This is a genomic window from Streptomyces sp. Alt3 (genome assembly GCF_030719215.1).
Classification (GTDB): domain Bacteria; phylum Actinomycetota; class Actinomycetes; order Streptomycetales; family Streptomycetaceae; genus Streptomyces; species Streptomyces glycanivorans.
In genome coordinates this window covers 6611300-6634803 of the sequence record NZ_CP120983.1, presented here as the reverse complement: position 1 = coordinate 6634803, position 23504 = coordinate 6611300, and the positions used below count along the sequence as shown (strand labels likewise).

The window sequence follows — 23504 nt, the reverse complement described above, 5'->3', positions numbered from 1 at the left end:
CTCACTCGCTGATGATCGGCGTCCCCAGGATGCCGCTCATCACCGAGTGGACCGGCTCGCCGCCGAGCAGTCTCCGCAGTTCCTCGACGCCGTGCTGTCGTTGCGCCGGGGTCAGTGAGACGTAGTGCTCGATGCGTTCGTTGAACGTCCGCCGGTATCTCGCGTAGAGCTCGTCATCCTTCCGGACACGGCCGGCCAGTTCGACGAGGGCCGCCGTCCCGGCGAGGTCGTCCTCCGGCAGCGGGTGGCCGGGCACCACGTCCGTGAACCTGCCTCCGATGCGCCCGAAGCGCGTGCCGTCCAGGGCGCGCATGGTGTAGACGTGGGCGTAGTGCTGCTCGTGGATCGCCAGGGGCAGCCGGCCGAGGGCGATCGATTCGTGGAGTGCCGTGAGCCCGGGCGCCAGCAGCTGGTCCGGGGTGCCGGCCGCCACCTGGAGCAGCTCACGCTGGCGCAACAGCCGGCATTCGGCCGTCCGGCCGGCGGCCGAGACCGTCCGCTCCCGGCCGTCGCCGTACGGGCCGCCGCAGACCAGGACACGTCGGAAACGGGGCCAGTCGCGCAGCAGGTCCGGAAGCCACCGGTGCAGCAGACGCATGTAGTCGTCGTTGACGTCGAAGTCGAGGAGGAAGTTCTTGAATCCCCCGACGTTGATGAGCAGATCGTGCTCCGTTCCGGTGGCGCACGCGGCGTTCGACAGTCCTTCGGCGTCGACGATCGAGCCGGTCCGGTGCATCCGGGGGCCGGCGCCCAGAGCGGCGAAGTCCGCTGCGCGCTCGGTGACGCCGGGGAAGTTCTGTACGACGCTGTGTGTGGCGAGGAGGTGGGCCGCGACGATCCGCTCGTGCGGCGTGAGGCCCGTCAGGTGGTGGTCGGCGGCCTCGAAGCCGGAGCGCGGCATGGTCACGCACCGCTCGCGGATCGCGGCCAGAGGTCGTGTCAGCTGCCAGAAGCCGAAGAGGCTGTCCACCATGGTCACCGGCCGCCCGGCCACGACGGCGCGGAGTACCAGCTCGGCGTCCATGACGGAGATCACGTGGTCACTGCCGCGCAGGAGGCCGTCGGTCATCTCCGCCGCGGCCGTCCCGGTCGTACCGGTGGTGTCGTGGACGGCGTCGAAGGCCTCGGGGTTGCGCCGGGCGAACACGGCGGCGACACCGCTGCCGACGAGTACCCGATCGTGCCCGTGCAGCGGCCGGGAGACCGCGACGAGCTCGGAGACCGGGCCGAAGCCGCAGTTCTGCGCCCCCATCACGATCCGCACGTCACAACCCCCCGCCGGTCGTGTCCCGGGGCCGGTCCGTGGCGCCGGGTGCTGTGGCGAGGACCTCCACGAGCCGCTCCGCGAAGTCGGCGGGATACCTCGCATAGCCGATGTGGCCGCCGGGGAACAGTTCGACGGTGCGGCCGGACCGCTCGGCGAGGACGAGCGCGGGGCGGTGCACGAGATCCCCGCGTGAGGCGTGGCCGCCGGCCCACACCACCTTGTCCGAGACCTCGTCGAGTGCGGTGAGGTCCGGCACGAAGCGTGTGAACGGCCGGACGAAGTGGCTCAGGAAGAAGTCGGTGTTGTCGTGCTCCTCGGGGAGAGCCGGAGCGGGCCGGCCTCCGTGGAGGGCCTGGAGCTTCACGAGGGCCGGTGCCATACCCTCACGGCGATGCGTCCGGCAGATGTCGTCGAGGAGCGCCATGTGCTGCGGGGCGTCCGGAAGGACACCGAGAACCGGTGGTTCATGGGCGACGGCCAGCCGGATCCTGTCCGGGTGCCGGATCGTGAGTTCCAGCGCGACGAGCCCGCCCGAGCAGCTGCCGAAGACGTACGCCGGCTCGTCCGGGCCCGCCAGGTGGTGGACCAGGCGGTACGCGTCGTCGGCGTGCTCCTCGACCCTCTGGTCCGCCGCGGTGCCGTCGAGCACACTGCGTGAATTCCCGCGCGGGTCGTAGGTGACGACACGGTGGCCGAGGGCCAGGACGGCGGCCAGACGCTTGAACACGGCCGCGTCGGAGTTCCCTCCCCCGATGAGCAGCAGGAGCGGCCCCTCGCCGCGCACCTCGAAATAGATCTTCGCGCCCGGTACAGCGAGCGTCCCTCCGGTGAATGGGTTCATCACACTCCAGCGCAGAAACCGGTCCGGTTCCAAAGCGTCACACGCGAGTCACCCACGGTGCAGGGCGCGCGGGGCCCGGCACCGTCCACTTCGAACGCCTCCCGGGCCACGTGTGCTTCCCGCTGCATCCGCACGCCGGTCTCCTGCCGCGAGGAACCGGGCATACCGTCCGGATGACGGGCATCGACGAAGTGCGAAGAATCCTGCGTGACCTGGGAATCGGCGAAGAGCTGCTGCACGACGACGCGCGGTTGCGCGCGCATCTGGCGCTCGACTCGGTCGATCTCACGCAGATCCAGGTGGAGTTGGCCGACCGGTTCGCCACTCGCATCGATCTCTGGACCGGTCCTGACTACAGCGTCCGGCAGCTCGCCGGCGTACTCGACGAACGCGAACCCGACGCGGACGCGGACGCTTGCGTGGAGTACCGGGACCGGGGCTGGTGGCGCCCGGAATTCCTGGACGACCTCGCACTGAGCACCCGTGTGCACCCGGGGCACCGGGCGGCGCTGGCCGACGCCGCCCGCACCTTCACCAGAGCGGAGCTCGACGCGGCGGTGTCGGGCTGCACCGCCCGGCTGGCACGCAACGGCATCCGCCCCGGCGAGACCGTACTCGTGCAGCTTCCGAACCAGGTCCAGTTCGTCGTTCTCGTGCTGGCTCTTGTCAGACTCGGTGCGCGCCCGGCTCTCGCCCATCCGGCCCTGCGTGAGCACGAACTGGACCCGGTGGTCACCGCGTTGGCACCCGCGGCGCTCGCGGTACCGGCGCGGCACCGGCGCTTCGACCACCTGCGGTTCGCCGAACGTCTCCGCGAACGGCATCCGTCCGTACGGACCGTCCTCGTCTCGGGCCCCGCCGGCCCGGCAGAAGGGCGCGTGGACGTCGACCGTCTCATCGATGCCTGTGACCGGGCCCCCGCCCGCGCGGACCGGAGCCCCTCGGACACCGCCCTCTTCCTGCTGTCGAGCGGCACCACAGGCTCCCCCAAGCCCATCGCCCGCACCCATGAGGCGCTCGGGCACGTGATCCGCGCGGCGGCGGCGGTCTCGGGGCTGACGGCGGCCTCGGTGTTCCTCGCCGTCCTGCCCGTGGCACACGGTTTCGCCTTCTCCGCCCCGGGGCTGCTCGGTACGCTCGCCTCCGGCGGAAAGGTCGTACTCGCCTCGCCGGACGAGCCGGCCGCGGCCCTGGCGCTGATCGAGCGGGAACGCGTCACCCACTGCGCGCTCACGCCGGCGCTCGCCCTGCGGTGGCTCACCGCCCGTGCCGCCCACAGCGGCGATGACGTGTCGAGCCTGCGGGTCCTTCAGGTCGGCGGGGCACGCCTGGACGCGTCCACGGCCGCCCGGCTGGCCGATGCCTTCGAGTGCCGGATCCAGCAGGTGTACGGCATGAGTGAGGGACAGCTGAATTTCACCCGGCTCGACGATCCGCCCGAGATCACGTTCACCACGCAGGGGCGGCCGTCCTCGCCGGGTGACGAGACCCTGGTGGTGGACGAGGAGGGCCGGTGCGTAGCCGAAGGCGACCTCGGCGAGCTCCTGGTCAAGGGCCCCGGGGTCATCACGGGATACCACGGCGACGCATCGGCCGCGTCGTTCACCGCCGACGGCTTCTACCGCACCGGCGACCTCGTCCGCCGCCACCCGTCCGGGAACCTCGTGGTCGCCGGGCGTCTGAAGGACGTGATCAACCGCGGAGGGGAGAAGATCCCGGCGGACGAGATGGAGGCGCTGGTCCTGACGCACCCGGGTGTGCGGGCCGTCGCAGCCGTCGCCATGCCGCATCCCTCGCTGGGCGAAGCCGTCTGCCTGTACGTCGTGGGGGGAGACGACGGGGCCCCGCGGCTGCCGGACCTCCGCAGGCACCTGGAGGACAGAGGTCTAGCCCGGTTCAAACTGCCGGAACGCCTCGTCGAGGTACCGGCGTTGCCCCTGACCGCGGTCGGCAAGACGGACAGGACACGATTGCGTGAGGACATCGCCGCCCGGCTGGGGGCGGAGGGCTGACGCACCCGGCTCCAGCCGCGCGGGGGCCCCGGAGGCGCCCGCGTGGGAGCGCCTCCGTCCGCACTCAGGGGGCGACCAGCTCCACCTCGTAGCCGGCCGTGTTCTCCAGGTACGCCGCGTAGTGGCCGCTGCCTCCGGCGTACGGGTGGCGGTCGGGGAAGAGGAGCCGCCAGCCGTGTCCGGGCGCGTCGGCCACCAGGGTGTCGAGCGTGTCACGGTCCCGGACGTGGAACGCCAGGTGGTTGAGCCCGGGCCGCAGCCGGTCGTGCCGGCCGCCGGCGCCGTCCGGTGACCGCTCGACGACGACGTAGCTGTCGCCGCGCCGCCAGCTGCGGCCGTGCGACCAGCGCTGGTAAGGGAGGTGGCCGAGCCGGCCGAGCAGCCACCCCCACTCCGCGTCGGCCTCGGCGAGGTCGGGAACCCACAGCTCCAGGTGGTGCAGCCGGCCGGTGGGGGCCGCCGCCACCGGCAGCGGGACGGCGCGCCGGATCCCGCGGGGTTCGTACGCGACGGCGTCGGTGTCCTCGTGCCAGTGGACCAGGAAGCGCTGCCCGGCGCGGTATGCGTCGAGTGCGGCGCGGCAGTACGCCACCATGTCGTCCGGCAGTGCATGCAGCGGGTACCAGCCCAGCTCGGAGCACTTGTCCGGCTCGGCGTTGCGGGGTGGGCGGGCGGGGTCGAGGTCCACCTCGAAGAACCAGCCCGTCCGGGGGTTGCCACCCGGCCCCCTGTGCTGCATCACCAGGGCCACCCGGAGTTCGTCCGGGTCCAGTTCGACGCCGATCTCCTCGGCCGTCTCCCGGATCATCGCCGCCCGCACGTCCTCGCCGTCCTCCGCGTGGCCCGAGGGGGCGTGGAGGAGCCCGTCGGCGTATCCCGTGCCGGCCCGCCGGGCCAGCAGCACGTCGGAGCCCCTGCGCAGGACGAGGTGGACGTCGACGACCTCACGGTGCCTGCGGGGCGGCTCGGCGCGGGCCACCAGCGCGTACCGCTCGTCGTCGACCTCCTTGCCCCAGAGCAGGGAGTCCCCGGAGAGCGGCTCGTGGTGGACGCGCTCCGTGTGTTCGTGGAGGAGGGCGGTGAGGCGGGCCGCGGAGAGACCGGTGCCGTTCCACACGCCCTCGATCAGCAGCAGCCGGCCGCCCGGCCGCAGCAGTGAGAACCAGTGCCGCAAAGCGGCCGCGGGGTCCGGCAGCAGCCACACCGTGTGCCTGGCGAGGATCACGTCGAACCGCTGTCCGCCGACCGGGGGCCGCGCCGCGTCGCCGACGAGCACCTCGGTGCCGGTCCCCGCCAGTTTGGCCCGCGCGTGCTCCGCCATGCGCGGTGACCGGTCGACGGCGGTGACGCGGTGTCCCTGGCCGGCGACGAGGAGGGACAGGCTGCCCGTGCCGCAGCCGAGGTCGAGGACAGCGGAGCGCGCCGTGGGCAGCCAGCTCTCCATCCGCCGCGCCCAGGCACTGCGGACCACGGGGTCGTGGAGCCCGTGGTCGGGTTCCTCGTCGAAGGAGTCGGCGGCGGCGTCCCAGTCGATCGTGGTCATGCCCACGATCCTCTCAGCCACCGCCGACAGCCCGTCACGTCCGGTTCCGCCCCAGCACCTTCCTGACCAGCGGCCAGGCCAGGATCAACGCGACGACGGCGTACACGGTCACCGAGAACGGGGTGTTCACCAGGCCTGTCACACTGCCGTCGCTGATCTGGAGGGCGCGGCGCAGCTGCTGTTCGGCGGACGGTCCGAGGATGACGGCGATGATCGCGGGGAGCACCGGCAGCCCGTAGCGGCGCATCCCGAAGCCGATCAGGCCGATGACCAGCAGGATCACCAGGTCGACCGCCTCCCCGCCGACCGCGTAGGCGCCGACGGCGGCGAAGAACAGGATGCCGGCGTAGAGGTAGGGGCGTGGGATCCGCAGCAGCTTCGCCCAGAGCGGCGCCAGGGGCAGGTTCAGGGCGAGCAGCAGCACCATGCCGACGAAGAGCGAGGCGATCAGGCCCCAGACCAGCTCGGGTTCACGCTCGAAGAGGAGCGGGCCGGGCTGGATGCCGTACTGCTGGAAGGCGGCCAGCATGACGGCGGCGACGGCCGTGGTGGGCAGGCCGAGCGTGAGCATCGAGACGAGGGTTCCCGCGGCGGACGCGGACGCCGCCGACTCCGGTCCGGCGACGCCTTCGATGGCGCCCTTGCCGAACTCGTCGCGGTGCTTGGACAGCCGCTTCTCGGTGACGTACGAGAGGAAGGTGGGGATCTCCGCGCCGCCGGCCGGGATCGCGCCGAAGGGGAAGCCGATGAAGGGCCCCCGCAGCCAGGACTTCCAGGTGCGCCGGACGTCGGCCCTGCCCAGCCAGGGGCGGCCGACGGGGATCGGCTTTCCCGTGGAGCGGCGCAGGTGCGCTGCGACCCAGAGGGCCTCCCCGATGGCGAAGAGTCCGACAGCGACGATCACCACGTCGATTCCGTCGGCCAGCTGGAGCGAGCCGAAGGTCAGCCGCTGCTGGCCCGTCATCTGGTCCAGGCCCACGAGTCCGATGGTCAGGCCGATGAGGAGCGAGGCGAGGCCACGGATCCGCGAGGAGCCGAGGACGGAGGTGACGGCGATGAAGGCCAGCACCATGATGGCGAAGTAGTCGGGTGCGCCGATGTCGACGGCGAGCGAGGCGACGGTGGGTGCGAGGACGACCAGCAGGATCGTGCCGATCATGCCTCCGGCGAAGTGACCGATGGCGGCGGCGGCGAGCGCCTGTGCGCCGCGCCCGGCCTTCGCCATCGGGTTGCCCTCGATCGCGGCGACGACGGCCGCGCTCTCCCCCGGGGTGTTGAGGAGGATCGAGGTGGTGGAGCCGCCGAACATCGCGCCGTAGTAGATCCCGGCGAACATGATGAACGCGCCGGTCGGTTCGAGCCCGTACGTCACCGGCAGCAGCAGCGCCACGGCCATGGCGGGCCCGATGCCGGGGAGCACACCGATGGCCGTGCCGAGCAGGACGCCGAGCGCGGCCCAGAGCAGGTTGACCGGTGTGAGCGCCGTGCCGAAGCCGTCGATGAGGGAGTTGAGGGAATCCATCGGTCAGAGCACCCCCATCAGCGGGCCGCCCGGGAGGGGCACCCCGAGCAGGTTGTCGAAGACGAAGTAGGTCAGCAGGGAGAGCCCGGCCGCGATCAGCGGGTCGCGGTCGTGGTGGCGGCTGCCCAGCGCGTAGGCCGAGCCCCAGAAGAGGAGGGCGCCGGAGACGGGGAAACCGAGCGGGCCTATGAGGACGGCGAAGGCGAGGAAGACACCGGTGAGCAGGGCGACGGTCCGCCGGTCGGCGGGTTCGTCCAGGTCGACGTCCTCGCCGGCCTCCGCCTCGCCACGGCCGCCGCGAAGGACGTCTACGGCCAGCAGCACGGCGACGGCCAGCAGCCCGATGCCGACGGCCACGGGGACGGTCTTCGGGCCGACGGGCCCTCGCTGGGTGATGTCCACGCTCATCGTCAGGGCGTCGGTCAGCACGAGGACGCCCAGCACGAGCAGCAGGACGCAGACGCCGAGTTCGGAGTGCTCGCGCAGCCAGGAGCGCGCGGTGGCGGGCCGGGGAGGAGTGCTGTCGTCGGTCACAGTCCCAGCTCCTCGAGGACGGTGGCGACGCGCCGGTCCTGGCCGTCCAGGAACTCGCCGAAGTCGTCGCCGGTGAGGAAGGCGTCGTCCCAGCCGTTCTTCTCCATGGATTCACGCCACTGCTTCGAGTCGTGCAGTTCGCTCACCAGCCCGACGAGCTTGTCGCGTTCGGCGGCGGAGAGACCCGGCGGGGCGACGATGCCGCGCCAGTTGGTGAAGTCGGTGTCGAGGCCCGCCTCGCGGAGGGTGGGCGCGTCGAGGCCGGGGACCCGCTTCGGCCCGGTGACGGCGAGGAGGCGGAGCTCTCCGGCCTCGATCTGGTCGAGGTACTCACCGACGCCGGAGACGCCGAAGCCGACCTTGTTGCCGAGGATGGAGGCGAGCAGTTCGCCGCCGCCGTCGAAGGGGATGTAGTTGACCTGCTTGGGGGCGATCCCGGCTGCCTTCGCCATGAGCATCGGTGCCAGGTGGTCGGGGCCGCCCGGCGAGGAGCCGCCGCCGACCGGGATCTTGCCGGGGTCCTTCTTCCAGGCGGTGAGCAACTGGTCGATCGTCCGGTACGGGGAGTCCTTGGCTACGACGACGATGTCCTGCTCCTCGGTGAGCCGGGCGATCGGGGTGGTGTCGGCCAGCGTCCTGGGTGACTTGTTGGTGCGCACGGCGCCCACGACGCCGAGGCCCATGGACATGGCGAGTTTGCCGTTGCCGTGCTCGGCGACCAGCCGGGTCACACCGACGGTGCCGCCGGCGCCGGGCAGGTTGAACACCTCGATGCCGTGGGTGAGTCCCGCGTCCTCGGCGTTCTTCGCGGCGGTGCGCGCCGTGATGTCGTAACCGCCGCCGGGTGTGTTGGGAACCATGAAGCGCAGTCCGGGGATCTGCGTGCCGGTGTCGGAGTCACTGCCGGTGGAGAGCAGCGGTGGCCCGACGAACACCAGCAGCGCTGCCCCGAACAGGGCGAGTGGAGTGCGCAGTCGCACCGGGTGCCGCCTTTCGAGCTCGGTGGGGACGGGTGTGAGGTGGCCCACATGTTGCCTGTGCGTTAACGAGCTGTCGCCGTTCCGGAATCAATGGACGTTGTGGTCGTTGTGGTCGCGCCCTAGCGTGTCGGCGTGACGAAAGTGCTGGTGGTGGACGACGACTTCATGGTCGCGAAGCTGCACAGCCGGTATGTGTCCGCCTTGGACGGTTTTACGGTCGTCGGCGTGGCCCACACGGGCGCCGAGGCACTGCGCGCGGCCCGCCGGCTGCGTCCCGACCTGGTCCTGCTCGACATCTTCCTTCCCGACATGGACGGCATCCAGGTGCTGCGTGAGCTGCGGGCGGCGGAGGAACGCGACGGGGACGGCCACAGCGCGGACGCGCTCTTCATCACGGCGGCGCGCGACGCGGGGGTGGTCAGGGCGGCCCTGCGGGCGGGCGCCCTGCACTACTTGATCAAACCGTTCCACCGCACGGCCCTGCAGGAGCAGTTGCAGCACGTGGCCTCGCTGCGCAACCGTCTGGACGCCCTGGACGAGGCCCGTCAGGAGGCCCGCCAGGAGGACGTGGACCGCATCTTCGGCACCCGTCCTCCGGGTTCGCGCGAACTCCCCAAGGGCCTGGCGGCCCGCACCGCGGATCTGGTCGAACGCGTCCTGCGGGAGCACCCGGCGGGACTGTCGGCCTCCGAGTGCGCCGCGGCGGGAGCCCTGTCACGGGTCAGCGCGCGCCGCTACCTCGAGTACTTCGCGGAGACGGGTAGGGCCGAGGTGTCCCTGCGGTACGGCGGGACCGGGCGGCCCGAGCGCCGCTACCGCGCGGTGTCCTGAACCGCCCCCGTACGACGGCTGTCCTGTTCACGCGTCGCTCGGCCCCCGGCCATATGTTGCGCGTGAACATGACATCAATGCCCGGCAGCGTGTTCCCGGTTGGCGCAGATCGACCGAGGAGGACCCGTGTTCGCGAATTCCGTGTCCCGCAGGCAGATGTTCGGATTCGGCGGAGCGGCGGCCGCCGCGCTGATGCTCGGGACGGGGGCGTGGGAGGCGCAGTCCGCGTTCGCCGCGCCCGCCCTGAAGGGCGACCCGTTCACCCTGGGTGTCGCCTCGGGCGACCCGACGTCGGACGGTGTCGTCCTCTGGACGCGGCTGGCTCCCGACCCCTTCGCCCAGGACGGCCTCGGCGGGATGCCGGCGAAGCCGGTCCGCGTCCACTACGAGGTGGCGCTCGACGAGCGGTTCCGCCGGATCGCGCGCCGCGGCAGCGTTGTGGCGACCCCCGAGCTGGCGCACTCCGTCCACCCCGAGGTGCACGGGCTCGCCCCCGACCGCACGTACTGGTTCCGCTTCAGGGCCGGCTCCGCGATCTCCCCCGTGGGGCGTACGCGCACCACGCCGGCCGCGTGGCACTCCCCGCGTGAGCTGAAGTTCGCCTTCGCCTCCTGCCAGGCCTGGCAGGACGGCTACTACACGGCCTACCACCACATGGCGCAGGAGGACCTGGACCTGGTCGTCCACCTCGGCGACTACCTGTACGAGTCCGGCGTCAGGACGAACAAGCGCGGTGTGACGACCGATCCGAAGTTCCACACGGAGACGATCGACCTCGCGCGCTACCGCCTCCAGTACGGCCTGTACAAGTCCGAGGCGCCGCTGCGCGAGGCGCACGCCGCCTTCCCGTGGATCATGACGTTCGACGACCACGAGGTGGAGAACAACTGGGCGGACGAGACCTCCGAGAACGACGAGGACCCGAGGACGTTCCTGCTGCGCCGGGCCGCCGCCTTCCAGGCCCTGTACGAGCACGCGCCCCTGCGCCACACCCAGCTGCCGAACGGCCCGGACGTGCAGATGTACCGCAGGCTCCCCTACGGCAGGCTCGCCGACTTCACGATGCTCGACACCCGCCAGTACCGCGACGACCAGGCCTGCGGTGACGGGGCCTCCGCCGACTGCGCCGACCGCTTCGACGAGGACCGCACCCTGCTCGGGTCCCGCCAGCGGGAATGGGTCCTCAAGGGCTTCAGCCGCTCGCAGGCGCGCTGGCAGATCCTCGGCAACCAGGCGCCGATGGGCCAGACCGACCAGGACCCGGGTCCGGGCACGACGGTCTGGACCGACCCCTGGGACGGCTACGTCGCCGAACGCAACCGGCTGCTCGCGGAGGCGGACACCCGTGGGGTGCGGAACCTGGTCGTCATCACGGGCGACCGCCACCAGAACTACGCCTGGGACCTCAAGCGCGACTACACGGACCCGGAGTCGGCGACCGTCGGGTCGGAGTTCGTGGGCACCTCGATCACGAGCGGCGGCGACGGTGCCGACATGACGGCCCAGGGCAAGACGTTCCTCGCGGCGAACCCGCACATGAAGTTCTACAACAACCAGCGCGGCTACGCCCGCGTGACGGTGAACCGCACCCGGTGGACGACGGACTTCCGCGTCCTGCCCTTCGTGACGAAGCCGGGCGCCACGATCAGCACGCGCGCGAGCGTGGTCGTGGAGGACGGCACTCCGGGGGTCCAGGTCTGACGCCTCGCCCGGTGGCCGGCGGCTCCCCGTCCATGGGAGCCGGTGGCCACTCGGCACGCCCCCCGAGGGCGAGATGACCAGCGCTTCCTGAGCCCTCGCCTAACCCTTCCTTAAGCGCGCCATAACGATCCCCACCTGCGCCTTCTCCCGCCCGGATCCGCTCCCTGAGGCGGCTAGCTTGCTGATCACCAGACCTGGTCGACATCAGCCAACAGCCGTGCCGCCGAAGGAGAACCACCACCATGGCCGTCCTCACCACCACCCGCCGCAGGCTCGCCGGAGGCATCGTCGCGCTCGGCGTCACGCCGCTCGCGCTGACCGGGCTCTCCGCCGCCCCGGCCGCCGCCCACGGTTCGCTGAGCGATCCGGTCAGCCGGGTCTCGGCCTGTTTCGCGGAGGGGCCGGAGAACCCGCAGTCGGCGGCGTGCAAGGCGGCGGTGGCGGCGGGCGGCACCCAGGCGCTGTACGACTGGAACGGTGTGAACATCGCCAACGCGGCGGGCAACCACCAGCAGCTCATCCCGGACGGCAAGCTGTGCAGCGCGGGCAACGACAAGTTCAAGGGGCTGGACCTGCCGCGCGCCGACTGGCCGTCCACGCCGATGCAGGCGGGCAACCACACCTTCAAGTTCCGGGCGACCGCCCCGCACAAGGGCTCGTTCGAGCTGTACCTGACCAAGGCGGGCTATGACCCGACGCAGCCCCTGAAGTGGTCGGACCTTCAGGAGAAGCCGTTCGCCACGGCCACGGACCCGACCCTGACGGACGGGTCGTACGTCTTCGACGGCACCGTGCCGCAGGCGTCCGGGCGGCAGCTGGTCTACACGGTCTGGCAGCGGTCGGACTCCCCCGAGGCCTTCTACGCCTGCTCCGACGTGGTGTTCGGCGGCGAGAACGCGGGAAGCGGTACCACCACCGAGGCCGCACCGGCGCCGGCCGCCTCCGCCCCGTCCGAGGCGGACATCGACGAGGGCGCCGGTAAGTCGTCCGTCGAGCACAACGGCCACGGGGACGACGACGCGGCGACCGGTGCGCAGGTCACGGAGGCGGCCCCCGCCGCGGAGGCCGAGGACGCCGGGGCGAACGCCCCCGAGCCGAACAGCGTGGCCGCGTCCCCCGCGGGCGGGGCGCCCGTCGGCGAGACCCTCGCCGAGACGGGTGGCAGCAGCAGCACCTCGTACCTCGCGATGGGCGGTGCCGCCGCGCTGGCCCTCGGCGCGAGCGCCCTGTTCGTCTCGGTCCGCCGCCGGTCCACGGGCGGCGCGCACCGCGCCTGACCCGGTGACCGCCGGGCCCCCGGGGTCTCCCGGGGGCCCGGCGGGGTGCCTCAGCCGACGACCGAGGCGCAGGTGGTCGGGGTGGCGTTCGCCGGGTCGAGCGCGTTGGCCACCTCGTGGAAGGCGATCCGGTCGACGGTCCCGATGGCGACGTGCTCGGACAGGTCGACCGGGCACAGGTCCTGGAGCAGGACGTTGCGTACGTTCGCCCCGCTCAGGTACTGCGTGCGGTACGGCGTGACGACCTCGTCGTACTTGGTCGCGATGACGGTGTAACGGACTCCCGGCACGGTGTCCCCGCCCGCGTTGAGCTTGGTGATGAACGCGGATCCGGCGATCTGGTCGGCGAGGCCGGGGGTGTTCGTCGTGAGGAGGCCCTCGATGCCGGGGAAGTACGGCAGCAGCCGGGTGAGGCCGAGGAGCGTGGTGCCGTGGTTGTCGGGGGCGATCCCGACGAGGGCGTTCACCTTGTCGGCTCCGCCGAGGAACTTCAGGTAGTAGTTGGGCATCATGCCGCCCTGGGAGTGGCCGACGAGGTCGGCCTTCGGGGCGCCGGTGGCACCGAGCACCTTGTCGACGAACACGTCGAGCTGTCCGGCCGACTTCTCGATCGGGCCGAGTCCGTTGAAGAGCGGTACCCCCGGGAGCTGGCCGTAGTCGAGCGAGAAGACGCAGTAGCCCCGGTTGACGAGGTACGGCGCGAGGACCAGCCAGTTGTCGATCGAGTTCCCGAAGGTCCCGTGGACGAGGACGACCGGGCGGGGATGGGCCGCCGAGGGCTTGCAGGAGTAGTCGTTCCAGCCCCGTGACGGAGCGGCGGCCTGTGTGGGGGCCGCGGTCGCGGTCGCCGTGGGGGCGGCGACGAGCGCGGTGAGCGTGAGGATCAGGGCGGCGAGCGTCCGGCGCGCGCGTGGGGTGCGCGGGGCACGGGTCCAGGGCAGCATCGGGTGGTCTCCTTGCGGCTCAAGGGAGTGGCGATGTCGGTGCGCCCTGCGGTCCGGACCACAGCGAACTACGTTCTCTGCGTGCTCATGCCAAATTACGCATGAGTAAGGTCGCGCGGGAAGTTACGCGTCGGTAAAAAGATTCCGGTGCCCGGGGCCGCACCGCGGGGGCCCAGCCTACGAGCCGCCCCGGGAGCCGGACCGCGAGCCACGCCGGGGTCAGGCCGCGAGCCGCCCCGGCTTCACGGCCTGCGGGCCGAACCTGGCCCGCAGACGGTCGGACACCGCCTCGATCCGCCGCGCCCGTTCGTCCACCGGGTCGAAGGTGAGCTGGTGTGAGGCCCGTTCGGCGTCGTGGAGCCCCTCGGCCCTCAGCCCGATCCCCCGCACCCTCGCCCGCTGCAGGGCGAACGACTCCTGGATCCGGTACGCGAGCGCGGTCAGCGCCGCCGAGTGTGCGGTGGGCTCCGTGAGCGTACGGCTGCGGGTCAGCGTCGCGTAGCCGGTCCGGTCGGCGTAGCGCACGGACACCGTGAGCGATCGGCACACCTGACCGTCGCCGCGCAGCCTGGCCCCCAGTTCCTCGGTGAGCGAGAGGAGAGCGCGGCGGTGCTGCTCGGGGTCCAGCTCGTCGCGGGGGAAGGAGCGTTCGGCGGCGATCGACCGGGCGGCCGCGTTCGGGACGACCCGTGTGCGGTCGATGCCGTTGGCCCGCTCCCACAGTTCGCGCCCGGTCCGTACGCCGGTGATGCGCTGCAGGGTGGCGAGCGGTGCGGCGGCTATCCGGCCGATGGAGTCGAGCCCGTATCCGCACAGGGTGCGCGCGGTCGCCGCCCCGACGCCGTCCAGTGCGGCGGCGGGCTTGGACGCGAGGAAGCCGGCGTGCTCACCGGGGGCCACCACGAAGGTCGTTCCGGCTGTCGCCTGCCGTGCGGCCATCCTGGCCAGCATGGGATTGGAGGCCGCGCCGATCGCACAGTCCACACCGTGCAGGGCCAGGGCGCGCACCCGGATCACGGAGGCCAGACCCGCCGCGTCCTGTCCGAAGTAGCGCAGCGCACCGCCGACATCGGCCAGTGCGGCAGCGGGCGGGGCCGCCTCGACGACCGGGGTGAACGCCCCGAGAAGGGCGAGCAGCCCCTCGTAGGCCGCGCTGTCCGGCAGTCCGCCGCCGATCCGGCGGAACCGCAGGCACAGGACGGCAGGCCGGTCGTTCATCCCGCGCTCCCCTGACTCCGGTGCCACAGCTTCCTCCCCGTCGGCGTCCCCTCACCGGCCGGCTGGAGATCGGACCAGGGGTTCATCTCGTAGCCGGTCGGCAGCTGGATACGGCGGCCGGGCTCCTCCTCCCCCTCTTCCTCCTGCGCTGCGGGCACCTCCGCCAGCCGTGCCGCGACCGCGTCGAGGCCGCCGGTGCTCCGGAGTTCGGCCAGCTCCGCCAGGTTCCAGGCGGCCGCGCCGACCACGCTCATGCTGCGCGGGCCACGCCGCTGGACCACCCCGCGTACCAGCAGGAGCCAGGAGTGGAAGACGGTGTGCGCGCAGGCGGCGTGGCTGTCGTCGAAGAAGGCGAGGTCGACCAGGCCCGTCCCGTCGTCCAGGGTGGTGAAGATGACCCGGCGCCCGGAGCGGACCGGCGGGGTCTGGGTGGCCACCTTGGCGCCGGCGACCAGCACGGTCTCCCCGTGCCTGGCCTCGCGCAGCTGCTTGGCGGAGAGAGCCCCCAGCTCCTCCAGGAAGCCGTGGTGATCGCCCATCAGATGGCGCGACACGTCCATGCTGAGGACGCCGAGTTCGGCGCTGAGACGTTCGGCGTCGTTGAGGTCGGGCAGCCCGACGCTCCCGGTCCGGTGTCCGCCGCCGAGCGGGAGCTGGGCACCCGCCGCGCCGGAGCCGGAACTCCGCTGGGCGCGGTGGAGTTCGGACAGGTGCAGCAGCAGGTCCCGGCGGTTGGCGCCGAAGGAGTCCAGCGCGCCCACCTGGGCCAGCCGTTCCGCGGCCGGCTTCCCCGGCCTGGCCCGCTGCCAGAAGTCCAGCAGCGAGCTGTAGGGCTGCCCGGCCTCGATCCGGGCGACCTCGGCCTCACTGATGCCGTGGACGTCCGAGAGCGCCAGCCTCAATCCCCATTTCTCACCATTGCCACCAGACACCAGTTCGATCCGATGGGCGGCCGCCGACCGGTTCACATCCAGCGGCAGCACCGGCACCCCGCGCCGCCGGGCGTCCGCGAGCAGCAGCCGCTTCGGGTACATCCCGGGGTCGTGCGTGAGCAGCCCCGCGTAGAAGGCCGCCGGGTGGTGCGCCTTGAGCCAGGCCGACTGGTACGTCGGCACGGCGAAGGCGACCGCGTGCGCCTTGCAGAAGCCGTAACTCCCGAACGCCTCGATGATCTCCCAGGCGCGGGCGATCACTTGGGCGTCGTACTTCCGCTCCGCCGCCCGACGGGCGAACCAGACCTTGATCCGGGCCTGCGACTCGGCGTCGGAGAGCCCGCGCCGCACCCGGTCCGCCTCTCCGCGTCCACAGCCGGTCATGATGTTCACCATCTCGATGATCTGCTCGTGGAAGACGACCACCCCATAGGTGTCGCGCAGCGCCCCTTCCAGGTCGGGGTGCGGGTAGCGCACGGGCGCGCGACCGTGCCGGGCCTCGATGAACGGCCGCACCATGTCGGCGGCGACCGGCCCCGGCCGGAACAGCGAGATGTCGACCACCAGGTCGTGGAAGGTGGCGGGCTGGAGGCGGCCGACCAGGTCGCGCTGGCCCGGCGACTCGATCTGGAAGCAGCCGAGCGTCTCGGCGTCCCTGATCAGCCGGTACGTCTCCGGGTCGCCCTGCGGTACGGCGTCCAGGTCGACCTCCTGTCCCGAGGCCCGCTCCAGTTCGGTCACCGCGTGCGCCATCGCCGACTGCATCCGTACGCCGAGCACATCGAGCTTGAGCAGCCCGAGGTGCTCCACGTCGTCCTTGTCGAACTGGGACATCGGGAAACCCTCGCCGCTGGTGGGCACGACCGGGGTCCGCCGCAGCAGCGAGTCGTCCGAGAGGAGCACCCCGCACGGGTGCATGGCGATGCCGCGCGGCAGTGCGTCCAGCGACTCCACCAGGTCCCAGAGCCGGCCGTACTTCTCCTTCCTCCCGGCCACGGCCCGCAGTTCGGGCAGTTCCTCCATGGCGGCGCGGGCGTCCCTGGCCCGGATGTGAGGGAATGCCTTGGCGAGCCGGTCGGTCTCGGCCGGGTCCATGGAGAGCGCGGCGCCGACGTCGCGGATGGCGTGGCGCACCCGGTAGGTCTCGGGCATGGAGACGGTCGCGACCCGCTCGGCGCCGAAGCGCCCGATGATCGCGCGGTAGACGTCCAGACGGCGGGCCGACTCGACGTCGATGTCGATGTCGGGCAGCACGAAGCGCCGCTTGGACAGGAAGCGCTCCATGAGCAGCCCGTGTTCGACCGGGTCGGCGTGGGCGATCCCGAGCAGGTGGTTGACGAGGAGCCGGCCCCGGAGCCTCGCGCGGCGACCCGGACGCCCATCCTCTTCACGTCGTCGACGACCTGGGAGACCGTCAGGAAGTAGGTGGCGAAGCCGTGGTGGGCGATGATGTCCAGCTCGTGGTGCATCCGCTCCCAGTAGTCGCGCCTGCGGTCGTAACCGTGCCGCACCATGCCCGCGGCGGCGCGGGAGGCCAGCACCCGCTGGGCGGTACGCCGCTCCGCGCCGACGAGGCGCGGCTCGGGGAAGTGGACGCTGCCGAGGCCCAGGTCCTGTGCCGGGTCGACGCGACAGGCGTCGGCGGTGTGCCGGGTCCCGGCGAGCAGCCGCTCACCCGCGCCCTGCCCGAGTCCGGCGGCGGAGGTGATCCGCTCGGCGGCCTCCCTCATCGCGTGGGCGTCCTTGAGCCAGCGCTCCCCGCTGTCGAGCGGGGTTCGGCGCGGGTCGACGGGGACGAGCCGTCGGGCCGAGTCGAGCACGTCGGCGACGGGCCCCTGTCCGGGGTCGGCGTACCGGACGGCGTTGGTCAGCACGGCGCGCACCCCCTGCTCGGCGGCGAAGCCGACGGTACGGGCGGCGAGCCGCAGCGATCCGGGGCCGGCGCCCTCGCGGCCGTGGTGGACGGCTTCGAGACGCAGGGCGTCGCCGTAGACCTCACGCCAGGGGGCGAGCAGCGCGGCGGCGCGGTCGGGCAGGCCGGCGGCCAGCGCGGCGCCCACCTCGGAGGCGGGACCGAGCAGCACGGTGAGTCCTTCGGCGGGCAGCGCCTCCCGGCCGACCAGGGGCTGCCCGGTGTCCGGGCCGCCGGCGTCGGGTGCGTGGGCGGCGGTGACCAGCCGGCACAGCTCGGCCCAGCCACGGGCGCCGTCCCGGGCGAGAAAGGTGACCCGGGGTGCCGATTCATCGACAAAGGCGCCTCCGCGCGCAGGTGTGCGCCGCCGGTTCGCGCGTTCCCCTTCCGCCGCCCGGGGCGCCACCGCGAGCTCCGCCCCGAAGAGCGGCCGCACCCCTGCCTTCTCGCAGGCCCTGGCGAAGCGGACCGCGCCCGCGAGGCTGTCGCGGTCGGTCAGCGCGAGGGCGTCCATCCCCCGCTCGGCGGCGCGCTCGGCCAGCCGCTCCGGGTGCGACGCCCCGTACCGCAGGGAGAACCCGGAAACGGTATGCAGATGCGTGAACCCTGGCATCCGCACCTCCTGGACCGATCCGTACTCACCACCCCCTCGCTCTCCACCATAGACCAAGTTTCGAACGTTCGTACGATAACCGGGGGCGCGGCCACTCCTCCGCCATTCGGCCCGTCCCGCCTGCGCGGACACCGCCCTCCCACCACCGTGGGGGCATGACTTTCGCTGACGAGGTGAAGAACGCCGTCACCGCACGGGCCGCCCTGCTGGTCGTCGGCGTACTGGCGCTGCAGCTGCTGTTCATCGCCTCCTACGTCGGTGCGCTGCACCGGCCCGACCCGACGGACGTCCCCTTCGGGGTCGTCGCCCCGCAGCAGGTGTCCGGGCAGCTCGTCACCCAGCTGGACGGTCTGCCGGGCGGCCCGCTCGATCCACGCACGGTGTCCGACGAGGCCGAGGCCCGCCGGCAGATCCAGAACCGGGACATCGACGGGGCCCTGATCGTCAGCCCCCGCGGGTCGACCGACACCGTGCTCGTCGCCTCCGGCGGCGGAACCGTGCTGGCCACCTCACTGGCAAAGATCATCAAGGAGGCGGAGGGGCCTCAGCAGCGCACGGTACGGACCGTGGACGTGGCCCCGGCCTCCCCGGACGACTTCGACGGCCTCTCCTCGTTCTACCTGGTCGTGGGCTGGTGCGTCGGCGGCTACCTCTGCGCCTCGATCCTGGCGATCAGCGCGGGCACCAAGCCCGCCAACCGGCAGCGCGCGGTGATCCGTACCGCGGTGATGGCGCTGTACTCGATCGCGGGCGGCATCGGCGGCGCGGTCATCATCGGCCCTGTGCTCGGCGCGCTCCCGGGCAGCGTGTGGGCGCTGGCAGGCCTGGGCGCCCTGGTCGTCTTCGCGGTCGGCATGATCACGCTCGCCCTGGAGGCGCTCACCGGCATCGTCGGCATCGGCCTGGCCGTCCTCATCATCGTGATCGCGGGCAACCCGAGCGCGGGCGGCGCCTTCCCGCTGCCGATGCTGCCGGACTTCTGGCGAGCGATCGGCCCCGCCCTGCCACCCGGCGCCGGCACCTGGGTGGCCCGCTCGATCGCGTACTTCAAGGGCAACGCGGTCACCGGCCCGCTGCTGGTGCTCTCCGCCTGGGCGGTAGCCGGCACGGTGCTCACCCTGCTGCTGTCGATGCGCCGCCGGGAAACGGACGGGACACGGCAGGAGGCCGTTCCCGGAGGAGCGACGGCCTCCCCCGGGAACGGCTCGAGCCTCGCCTGAGGCCGAGGGTCAGCCCAGCATCTCCTCGACGAGATCAGCGGCCCGGGCGGTGCCGCCCTCGGCCCGGGCATCGGCACGGAGCCGTGCCGAGCGCCGGCCCACCTCCGGGTCGGTGACGAGTTCGGTGAGGGCGGTGCGCAGCGCCACGGCGGTGGCGTCCGCCGTGTCGATGCGCCGGGCCACGCCCAGCTCCACCAGCCGGTCCGCGTTCATGAACTGCTCGGCTCCCTGCGGAACCGCGATCATGGGGACGCCGTTGTACAGCCCTTCACCGCTGCCTCCCATCCCGGCGTGGGTGACGAACGCGTCGGCCTGCTCCAGGATCGCCGACTGGGGCACCCAGGAGTGCACCTCGACGTTGTCCGGGATGCGGCCCAGCTCGTCCGGGTCGACGTACTTCCCTGGAGCACGACGTGCCACCCCGTCAGGTCGCCGTACGCCTCCAGACACCGGCGGTAGAAGTCAGGCTGCCTGGTGTACGCCGAGCCCAGGGAGATCAGCAGCACGTTCTCCGCCCCGGCCGGCCTGGTCCAGGTCTCCCGGTCCGTACGCGAGCCGAAGCAGGGGCCGACGAACGACACCGCGCCGGCGTCGACCCGGTCCGCGTGCGGCTGCATGGCCCGCGGGATCGTCGCCAGGGCCCTCGCGGGCCGCCCGGAGAAGGCGTCGACGTCCGTGGTGGCCGCCCCGGACACGGCGAGCCACCGCGCGAACTTCGCCCGGTACGCGTCGGCGCCGGGCAGCTCCCACAGCGCCGCCGCCATCTCCTCGGCGTATCCGTCCCAGCCCACGAACGTCGGGGAGAGCTGGAGAAGCGGCCTACCCTGCGACTCCGCGAGGGCACGCCCGGCGTAGGCCCCGATGTCGTACAGGTAGAGATCCGCCCTGTCCGTGTCGTAGACGGCACGCAGATGCGGCAGCGCCTGGACGGCGTCGTCGAGGAAGACGTCCATGGCGGCGATCGGGTCGGCGGGCCAGTTGTTGTCGGCGAACGGCAGGCTGGACGCGTACGGGACGAACTCGGCGCCGGTGGCCGTGATCAGGTCCGCCACGGCGGGGTCGTTGGCATACGTCACCCGATGGCCGCGGGCCACCAGCTCACGCAGGATCTCGAGGCCGGGCAGGACGTGGCTGACGATCGGAACGCCGATCATCGCGATGTGGGTACGGCGACTGGACAAGCGGAATCACTCGTTTCAGGTCTACGGCGAGAAGGACACACCGGACCGGCGCGCCGCCACCCGGGACAGCGACAACCTGCCGGGGAGCGCGCACGGGTGCGCGGCACGGGAACGGGGGCGCTGCCCCGTCCGGTGTCAGCCGTAGATCTGACAGAGATTCATGGGCGGCAGCCTACGGGCGGGCCGGTGGACGCGCCAGGGAATTACGGGGCGGCTCGGCGCGACCGCTTCCCGGACCGGAGGGCCACGCGTGTGGGCGGGCCACTCTCCGTACCTGACGGCAACCCTCGGCTGCCCCGCCCTGGACGTCCGAGCGTGTTCCCTCACCGTGCACGAGTTCGTCCCCAGGGAGAACGGATATCCGGTGTGACGCACAGAGGGCGGATGGCTCCGCCACGCACCCGTCGAGGCTTCCTGACCACTGCCTCGTGCGGTACTGCTGCCGTCGGCCTGTGAACACGGAAAGCCCGCCCCTCACGTGGAGGAGCGGGCTCGCCGGCTCGTCAGGAGCCGGAACCGTGGGTCAGCCGATCTCGGCGCCGAACGCCGCCAGTGCCTCGGGCACCGGCTGGAAGAACGTCTCGCCGCCGGCGGAGCAGTCGCCGCTGCCGCCCGAGGTCAGGCCGATCGCGGTGTCGCCCGAGAAGAGCGAGCCGCCGCTGTCGCCCGGCTCGGCGCAGACCGTGGTCTGGATGAGGCCGTTGACGATGTCGCCGTTGCCGTAGTTGACCGTGGCGTCCAGGGCGGTGACCTCACCGTCGTGGACCTGGGTGGTGGATCCGCTGCGGGTCACCGTCTGGCCGACGGTCGCGTCGCCCGCCTTGGTGATCGCCTGGGTGGAGCCGTCGTACAGGTCCACCTCGCTGGGGTGCTCCACGTCCGAGGTGTACTTGACCAGGCCGTAGTCGTTGTCCGGGAAGCTGGATCCCTCGTTGGCACCGATCTCCGAGCCGCTCTGCGAGTCGGACCAGCTGGTGATCGACTCGGTGCAGTGGCCGGCGGTGAGGAAGTACGGCTCGCCGCCCTTGACCACGTTGAAGCCCAGCGAGCAGCGGCCGCCGTTGCCCCAGATCGCGTCGCCGCCCGCGATCAGCGGCTTGAACTCCCCGGCGGTCTTGTTGAGCTCCGCCTTGGAACCGAGTCCTTCGACCACCTTGCTGAGCTTGTCCCAGGCCGCTCCGTCGACCGTGCGGTCGGCCGTGACGACCACCTTGTTGCTGACCGGGTCGACGGCCCAGGAAGTGCCGGGGATGGTCGCCTTGTCGGTGAGCGTCTGCCGGGCGGTCGTCAGCTCGGCGAGCGTGTGCTGAACCAGTCTGGCCTTGCCGCCCGCCTGACGGACCTGCTCGGCCGCCGCCTCGTCGACGACGTTCACGACGAGGTTCTTGGCCTCGGCGTCGTAGTACGCGCCCGCCGTGTCGTCACTCAGGGACTTGTCCAGGGTGGCGGCGAGAGTTCCGGCCGAGTGGGCGGTGAGGGTCTTCGCGGTGAACTGGGGTACGTCGTCACTGGCGTTCGCAGTCTGGAACGTCACTCCTGCTGCGACCAGGGCGAGGACGGCCGATCCGGCCATCGTCACGCGCTTCCTGGATATGCGTCGGTGCTTCAACTTCGACCTCCTGTGGGGCCGTGCACGGACAAGTGGGGTGTCCGGAACACGGAGGATGGGGCGCCCACTATTCCGATGCGGCCGATAGCACACAAGGTCGACTTCCGGACGCGCACACGACGACGACGCTTCACCCGCGAGGCGTTCACAACCCGGGCGTCCCGCCACGTCGGTTCCGATTGCGAACACCCGGTGCAACGGGTGGGCGGCAGCGGGTGAGGACTAGTCCTGTCCTGTAATCGCGCATGGAGTCCGGATGTCGCGGAGAGCGTTCCTGAAGCCGAACGCCACCGAGTGCCTCCGAACGTCCCGAACACCACCGGCGCGTTCCGACAGGGAGTGCCGGTATCGCTTCCGATAGGTCATCATCGAACTGGCAGCACACAAAGGGCAGTTGATGCCCGGTACGGGTGGGATGACCGAGCGGAGGAGCGGCGTGCGAAGTCGGGTGCGCGTGGCGGACGGACGGCATCTGCTGGTCGAGCGTCAGGGGGACCCCCGAGGCAGACCGGTGTTCCTCCTGCACGGCATGCCCGGCAGCCGGCTGGGTCCCGCTCCGCGCGGGATGGTCCTCTACCAGCGGAGGATGCAGCTGATCAGCTACGACCGACCGGGGTACGGCGGATCCGACCGGCTGCCGGGACGCAGGGTGAGGGACGTCATCGAGGACGTACGGGCGATCGCCGACTCGCTCGGCCTGGAGCGCTTCGCGGTGGTCGGCCGCTCGGGCGGCGCCCCGCACGCACTTGCCTGCGCCGCACTGATGCCGGACCGGGTCACCAGGAGCGCGGCTCTGGTCAGTCTGGCCCCCAGGGACGCCGAAGGACTCGACTGGTTCGACGGGATGGCCGCGTCGAACGTACTCGCCTACTCCCGGGCCGTGGCGGATCCGGACGGGCTGGCGGAGTCCTTCATCAGTCGCTCGGCGGAGATCCGGCAGAACCCGGTCCGGCTCCTTGACGACCTTCGCCGGGAGCTGACGGACTCCGACCGGACCGTGGTCAACGACGCCGGTATCCGCACCATGCTGCTCGCCAACTTCCGTGAGGGGCTGCGCACGTCGGCGTACGGATGGATCGACGACGCTCTCGCCTTCTGCAGGCCGTGGGGGTTCGACCCCGCGGACATCACGTGCCCGGTGATGCTGTGGCACGGCGTCAAGGACGTGTTCTCCCCCGTGGGCCACTCCCGCTGGCTGGCCGAACAGATCCCGGGCGCCACCGCCGTGCTGGAACCGGCGGCAGCGCACTTCGACGCGCTGTCCGTGCTTCCCGACATCCTCAACTGGTTGCTGGATGACGGGGAACCGGGGAAAGCCGCCGCCTGCTGACGCCGATGGAGGTGCCCCGGTCCCCGGCTCCGAGAGA

Annotated in this window: 15 protein-coding genes and 2 pseudogenes; 6 read left to right on the top strand and 11 right to left on the bottom strand. The window is 71.9% G+C overall.

The features are described 5' to 3' along the window. Position 1: 1 nt before the first annotated feature. A complete protein-coding gene (locus tag P8A20_RS29300) occupies positions 2-1264 on the bottom strand; it encodes a hypothetical protein (protein WP_147962151.1) in 1263 nt (420 codons plus the stop codon). A gap of 1 nt (position 1265) precedes the next feature. Beyond that, on the bottom strand, positions 1266-2108 hold the full coding sequence (locus P8A20_RS29295; RefSeq protein WP_147962150.1) for an alpha/beta fold hydrolase: 843 nt from the start codon (positions 2106-2108) through the stop codon (positions 1266-1268). A 173-nt stretch (positions 2109-2281) separates the two neighbouring features. On the opposite strand from P8A20_RS29295, the gene P8A20_RS29290 reads away from it, so the two are divergent. Further along, positions 2282-4120, top strand: a complete 1839-nt coding sequence (locus P8A20_RS29290) for an AMP-binding protein (RefSeq protein WP_306104523.1) — start codon at positions 2282-2284, stop codon at positions 4118-4120. 64 nt (positions 4121-4184) lie between these two features. On the opposite strand, the gene P8A20_RS29285 is transcribed toward P8A20_RS29290, so the two are convergent. Genes P8A20_RS29285 through P8A20_RS29270 form a run of 4 tightly spaced genes read right to left on the bottom strand, consistent with a single transcriptional unit; the run spans position 4185 to position 8699 of the window. Then, on the bottom strand, positions 4185-5663 hold the full coding sequence (locus P8A20_RS29285; protein ID WP_306104522.1) for a trifunctional class I SAM-dependent methyltransferase/NUDIX hydrolase/VOC family protein: 1479 nt from the start codon (positions 5661-5663) through the stop codon (positions 4185-4187). Positions 5664-5697: 34 nt separating this feature from the next. Further along, positions 5698-7185: a tripartite tricarboxylate transporter permease gene (locus P8A20_RS29280; RefSeq protein WP_147962147.1), complete on the bottom strand. Its 1488-nt coding sequence runs from the start codon at positions 7183-7185 to the stop codon at positions 5698-5700. A gap of 3 nt (positions 7186-7188) precedes the next feature. Continuing rightward, positions 7189-7719: a tripartite tricarboxylate transporter TctB family protein gene (locus P8A20_RS29275; RefSeq protein WP_147962146.1), complete on the bottom strand. Its 531-nt coding sequence runs from the start codon at positions 7717-7719 to the stop codon at positions 7189-7191. Then, positions 7716-8699: a Bug family tripartite tricarboxylate transporter substrate binding protein gene (locus tag P8A20_RS29270; RefSeq protein ID WP_147962145.1), complete on the bottom strand. Its 984-nt coding sequence runs from the start codon at positions 8697-8699 to the stop codon at positions 7716-7718. The genes P8A20_RS29275 and P8A20_RS29270 overlap by 4 nt, the downstream gene beginning before the upstream one ends. 132 nt (positions 8700-8831) lie before the next feature. Here P8A20_RS29270 and P8A20_RS29265 point away from each other — a divergent pair, with 132 nt between their 5' ends. From P8A20_RS29265 to P8A20_RS29255, 3 genes are all read left to right on the top strand, one after another. After that, positions 8832-9530, top strand: a complete 699-nt coding sequence (locus tag P8A20_RS29265) for a response regulator (RefSeq protein ID WP_147962144.1) — start codon at positions 8832-8834, stop codon at positions 9528-9530. 126 nt (positions 9531-9656) lie between these two features. After that, the gene (locus tag P8A20_RS29260) at positions 9657-11231 is read left to right on the top strand and encodes an alkaline phosphatase D family protein (protein ID WP_147962143.1); all 1575 of its coding nucleotides are present in this window, start codon (positions 9657-9659) and stop codon (positions 11229-11231) included. A gap of 242 nt (positions 11232-11473) precedes the next feature. Further along, a complete protein-coding gene (locus P8A20_RS29255; protein ID WP_306104521.1) occupies positions 11474-12508 on the top strand; it encodes a lytic polysaccharide monooxygenase auxiliary activity family 9 protein in 1035 nt (344 codons plus the stop codon). Between the two features lie 50 nt (positions 12509-12558). Here P8A20_RS29255 and P8A20_RS29250 read toward each other — a convergent pair whose 3' ends face one another. From P8A20_RS29250 to P8A20_RS29240, 3 genes and pseudogenes are all read right to left on the bottom strand, one after another. Beyond that, positions 12559-13452 carry an esterase/lipase family protein gene (locus tag P8A20_RS29250; protein ID WP_306104520.1) on the bottom strand — a complete coding sequence of 298 codons (894 nt, stop codon included), beginning with the start codon at positions 13450-13452 and terminating at the stop codon, positions 12559-12561. A 219-nt stretch (positions 13453-13671) separates the two neighbouring features. Then, positions 13672-14670, bottom strand: coding sequence for a DNA polymerase Y family protein (locus P8A20_RS29245; protein WP_147962140.1), 999 nt, complete (start codon positions 14668-14670; stop codon positions 13672-13674). Then, positions 14667-18127: pseudogene (locus P8A20_RS29240) on the bottom strand (DNA polymerase III subunit alpha). The gene P8A20_RS29245 and the pseudogene P8A20_RS29240 overlap by 4 nt, the downstream one beginning before the upstream one ends. A 155-nt stretch (positions 18128-18282) precedes the next feature. Between P8A20_RS29240 and P8A20_RS29235 the strand changes: the two are divergent. After that, positions 18283-19347, top strand: a complete 1065-nt coding sequence (locus P8A20_RS29235; protein ID WP_306104519.1) for an ABC transporter permease — start codon at positions 18283-18285, stop codon at positions 19345-19347. A gap of 9 nt (positions 19348-19356) precedes the next feature. Here P8A20_RS29235 and P8A20_RS29230 read toward each other — a convergent pair. Both P8A20_RS29230 and P8A20_RS29225 read right to left on the bottom strand, forming a co-directional pair. After that, positions 19357-20501, bottom strand: a pseudogene (locus P8A20_RS29230) (macrolide family glycosyltransferase). Between the two features lie 550 nt (positions 20502-21051). Beyond that, positions 21052-22137 carry a S1 family peptidase gene (locus P8A20_RS29225; RefSeq protein WP_147962136.1) on the bottom strand — a complete coding sequence of 362 codons (1086 nt, stop codon included), beginning with the start codon at positions 22135-22137 and terminating at the stop codon, positions 21052-21054. 436 nt (positions 22138-22573) lie between these two features. Between P8A20_RS29225 and P8A20_RS29220 the strand changes: the two genes are divergently transcribed. Further along, a complete protein-coding gene (locus tag P8A20_RS29220; RefSeq protein WP_306104518.1) occupies positions 22574-23467 on the top strand; it encodes an alpha/beta fold hydrolase in 894 nt (297 codons plus the stop codon). The last annotated feature ends 37 nt before the right edge of the window (positions 23468-23504 follow it).

Bases quoted from the DNA above. Each gene is read 5' to 3' on its own strand.
- P8A20_RS29280 (WP_147962147.1), bottom strand. From the start codon at position 7,185: ATGGATTCCCTCAACTCCCTCATCGACGGCTTCGGCACGGCGCTCACA.
- P8A20_RS29255 (WP_306104521.1), top strand. From the start codon at position 11,474: ATGGCCGTCCTCACCACCACCCGCCGCAGGCTCGCCGGAGGCATCGTC.
- P8A20_RS29235 (WP_306104519.1), top strand. From the start codon at position 18,283: ATGACTTTCGCTGACGAGGTGAAGAACGCCGTCACCGCACGGGCCGCC.
- P8A20_RS29285 (WP_306104522.1), bottom strand. From the start codon at position 5,663: ATGACCACGATCGACTGGGACGCCGCCGCCGACTCCTTCGACGAGGAA.
- P8A20_RS29245 (WP_147962140.1), bottom strand. From the start codon at position 14,670: ATGAACGACCGGCCTGCCGTCCTGTGCCTGCGGTTCCGCCGGATCGGC.
- P8A20_RS29295 (WP_147962150.1), bottom strand. From the start codon at position 2,108: ATGAACCCATTCACCGGAGGGACGCTCGCTGTACCGGGCGCGAAGATC.
- P8A20_RS29290 (WP_306104523.1), top strand. From the start codon at position 2,282: ATGACGGGCATCGACGAAGTGCGAAGAATCCTGCGTGACCTGGGAATC.
- P8A20_RS29250 (WP_306104520.1), bottom strand. From the start codon at position 13,452: ATGCTGCCCTGGACCCGTGCCCCGCGCACCCCACGCGCGCGCCGGACG.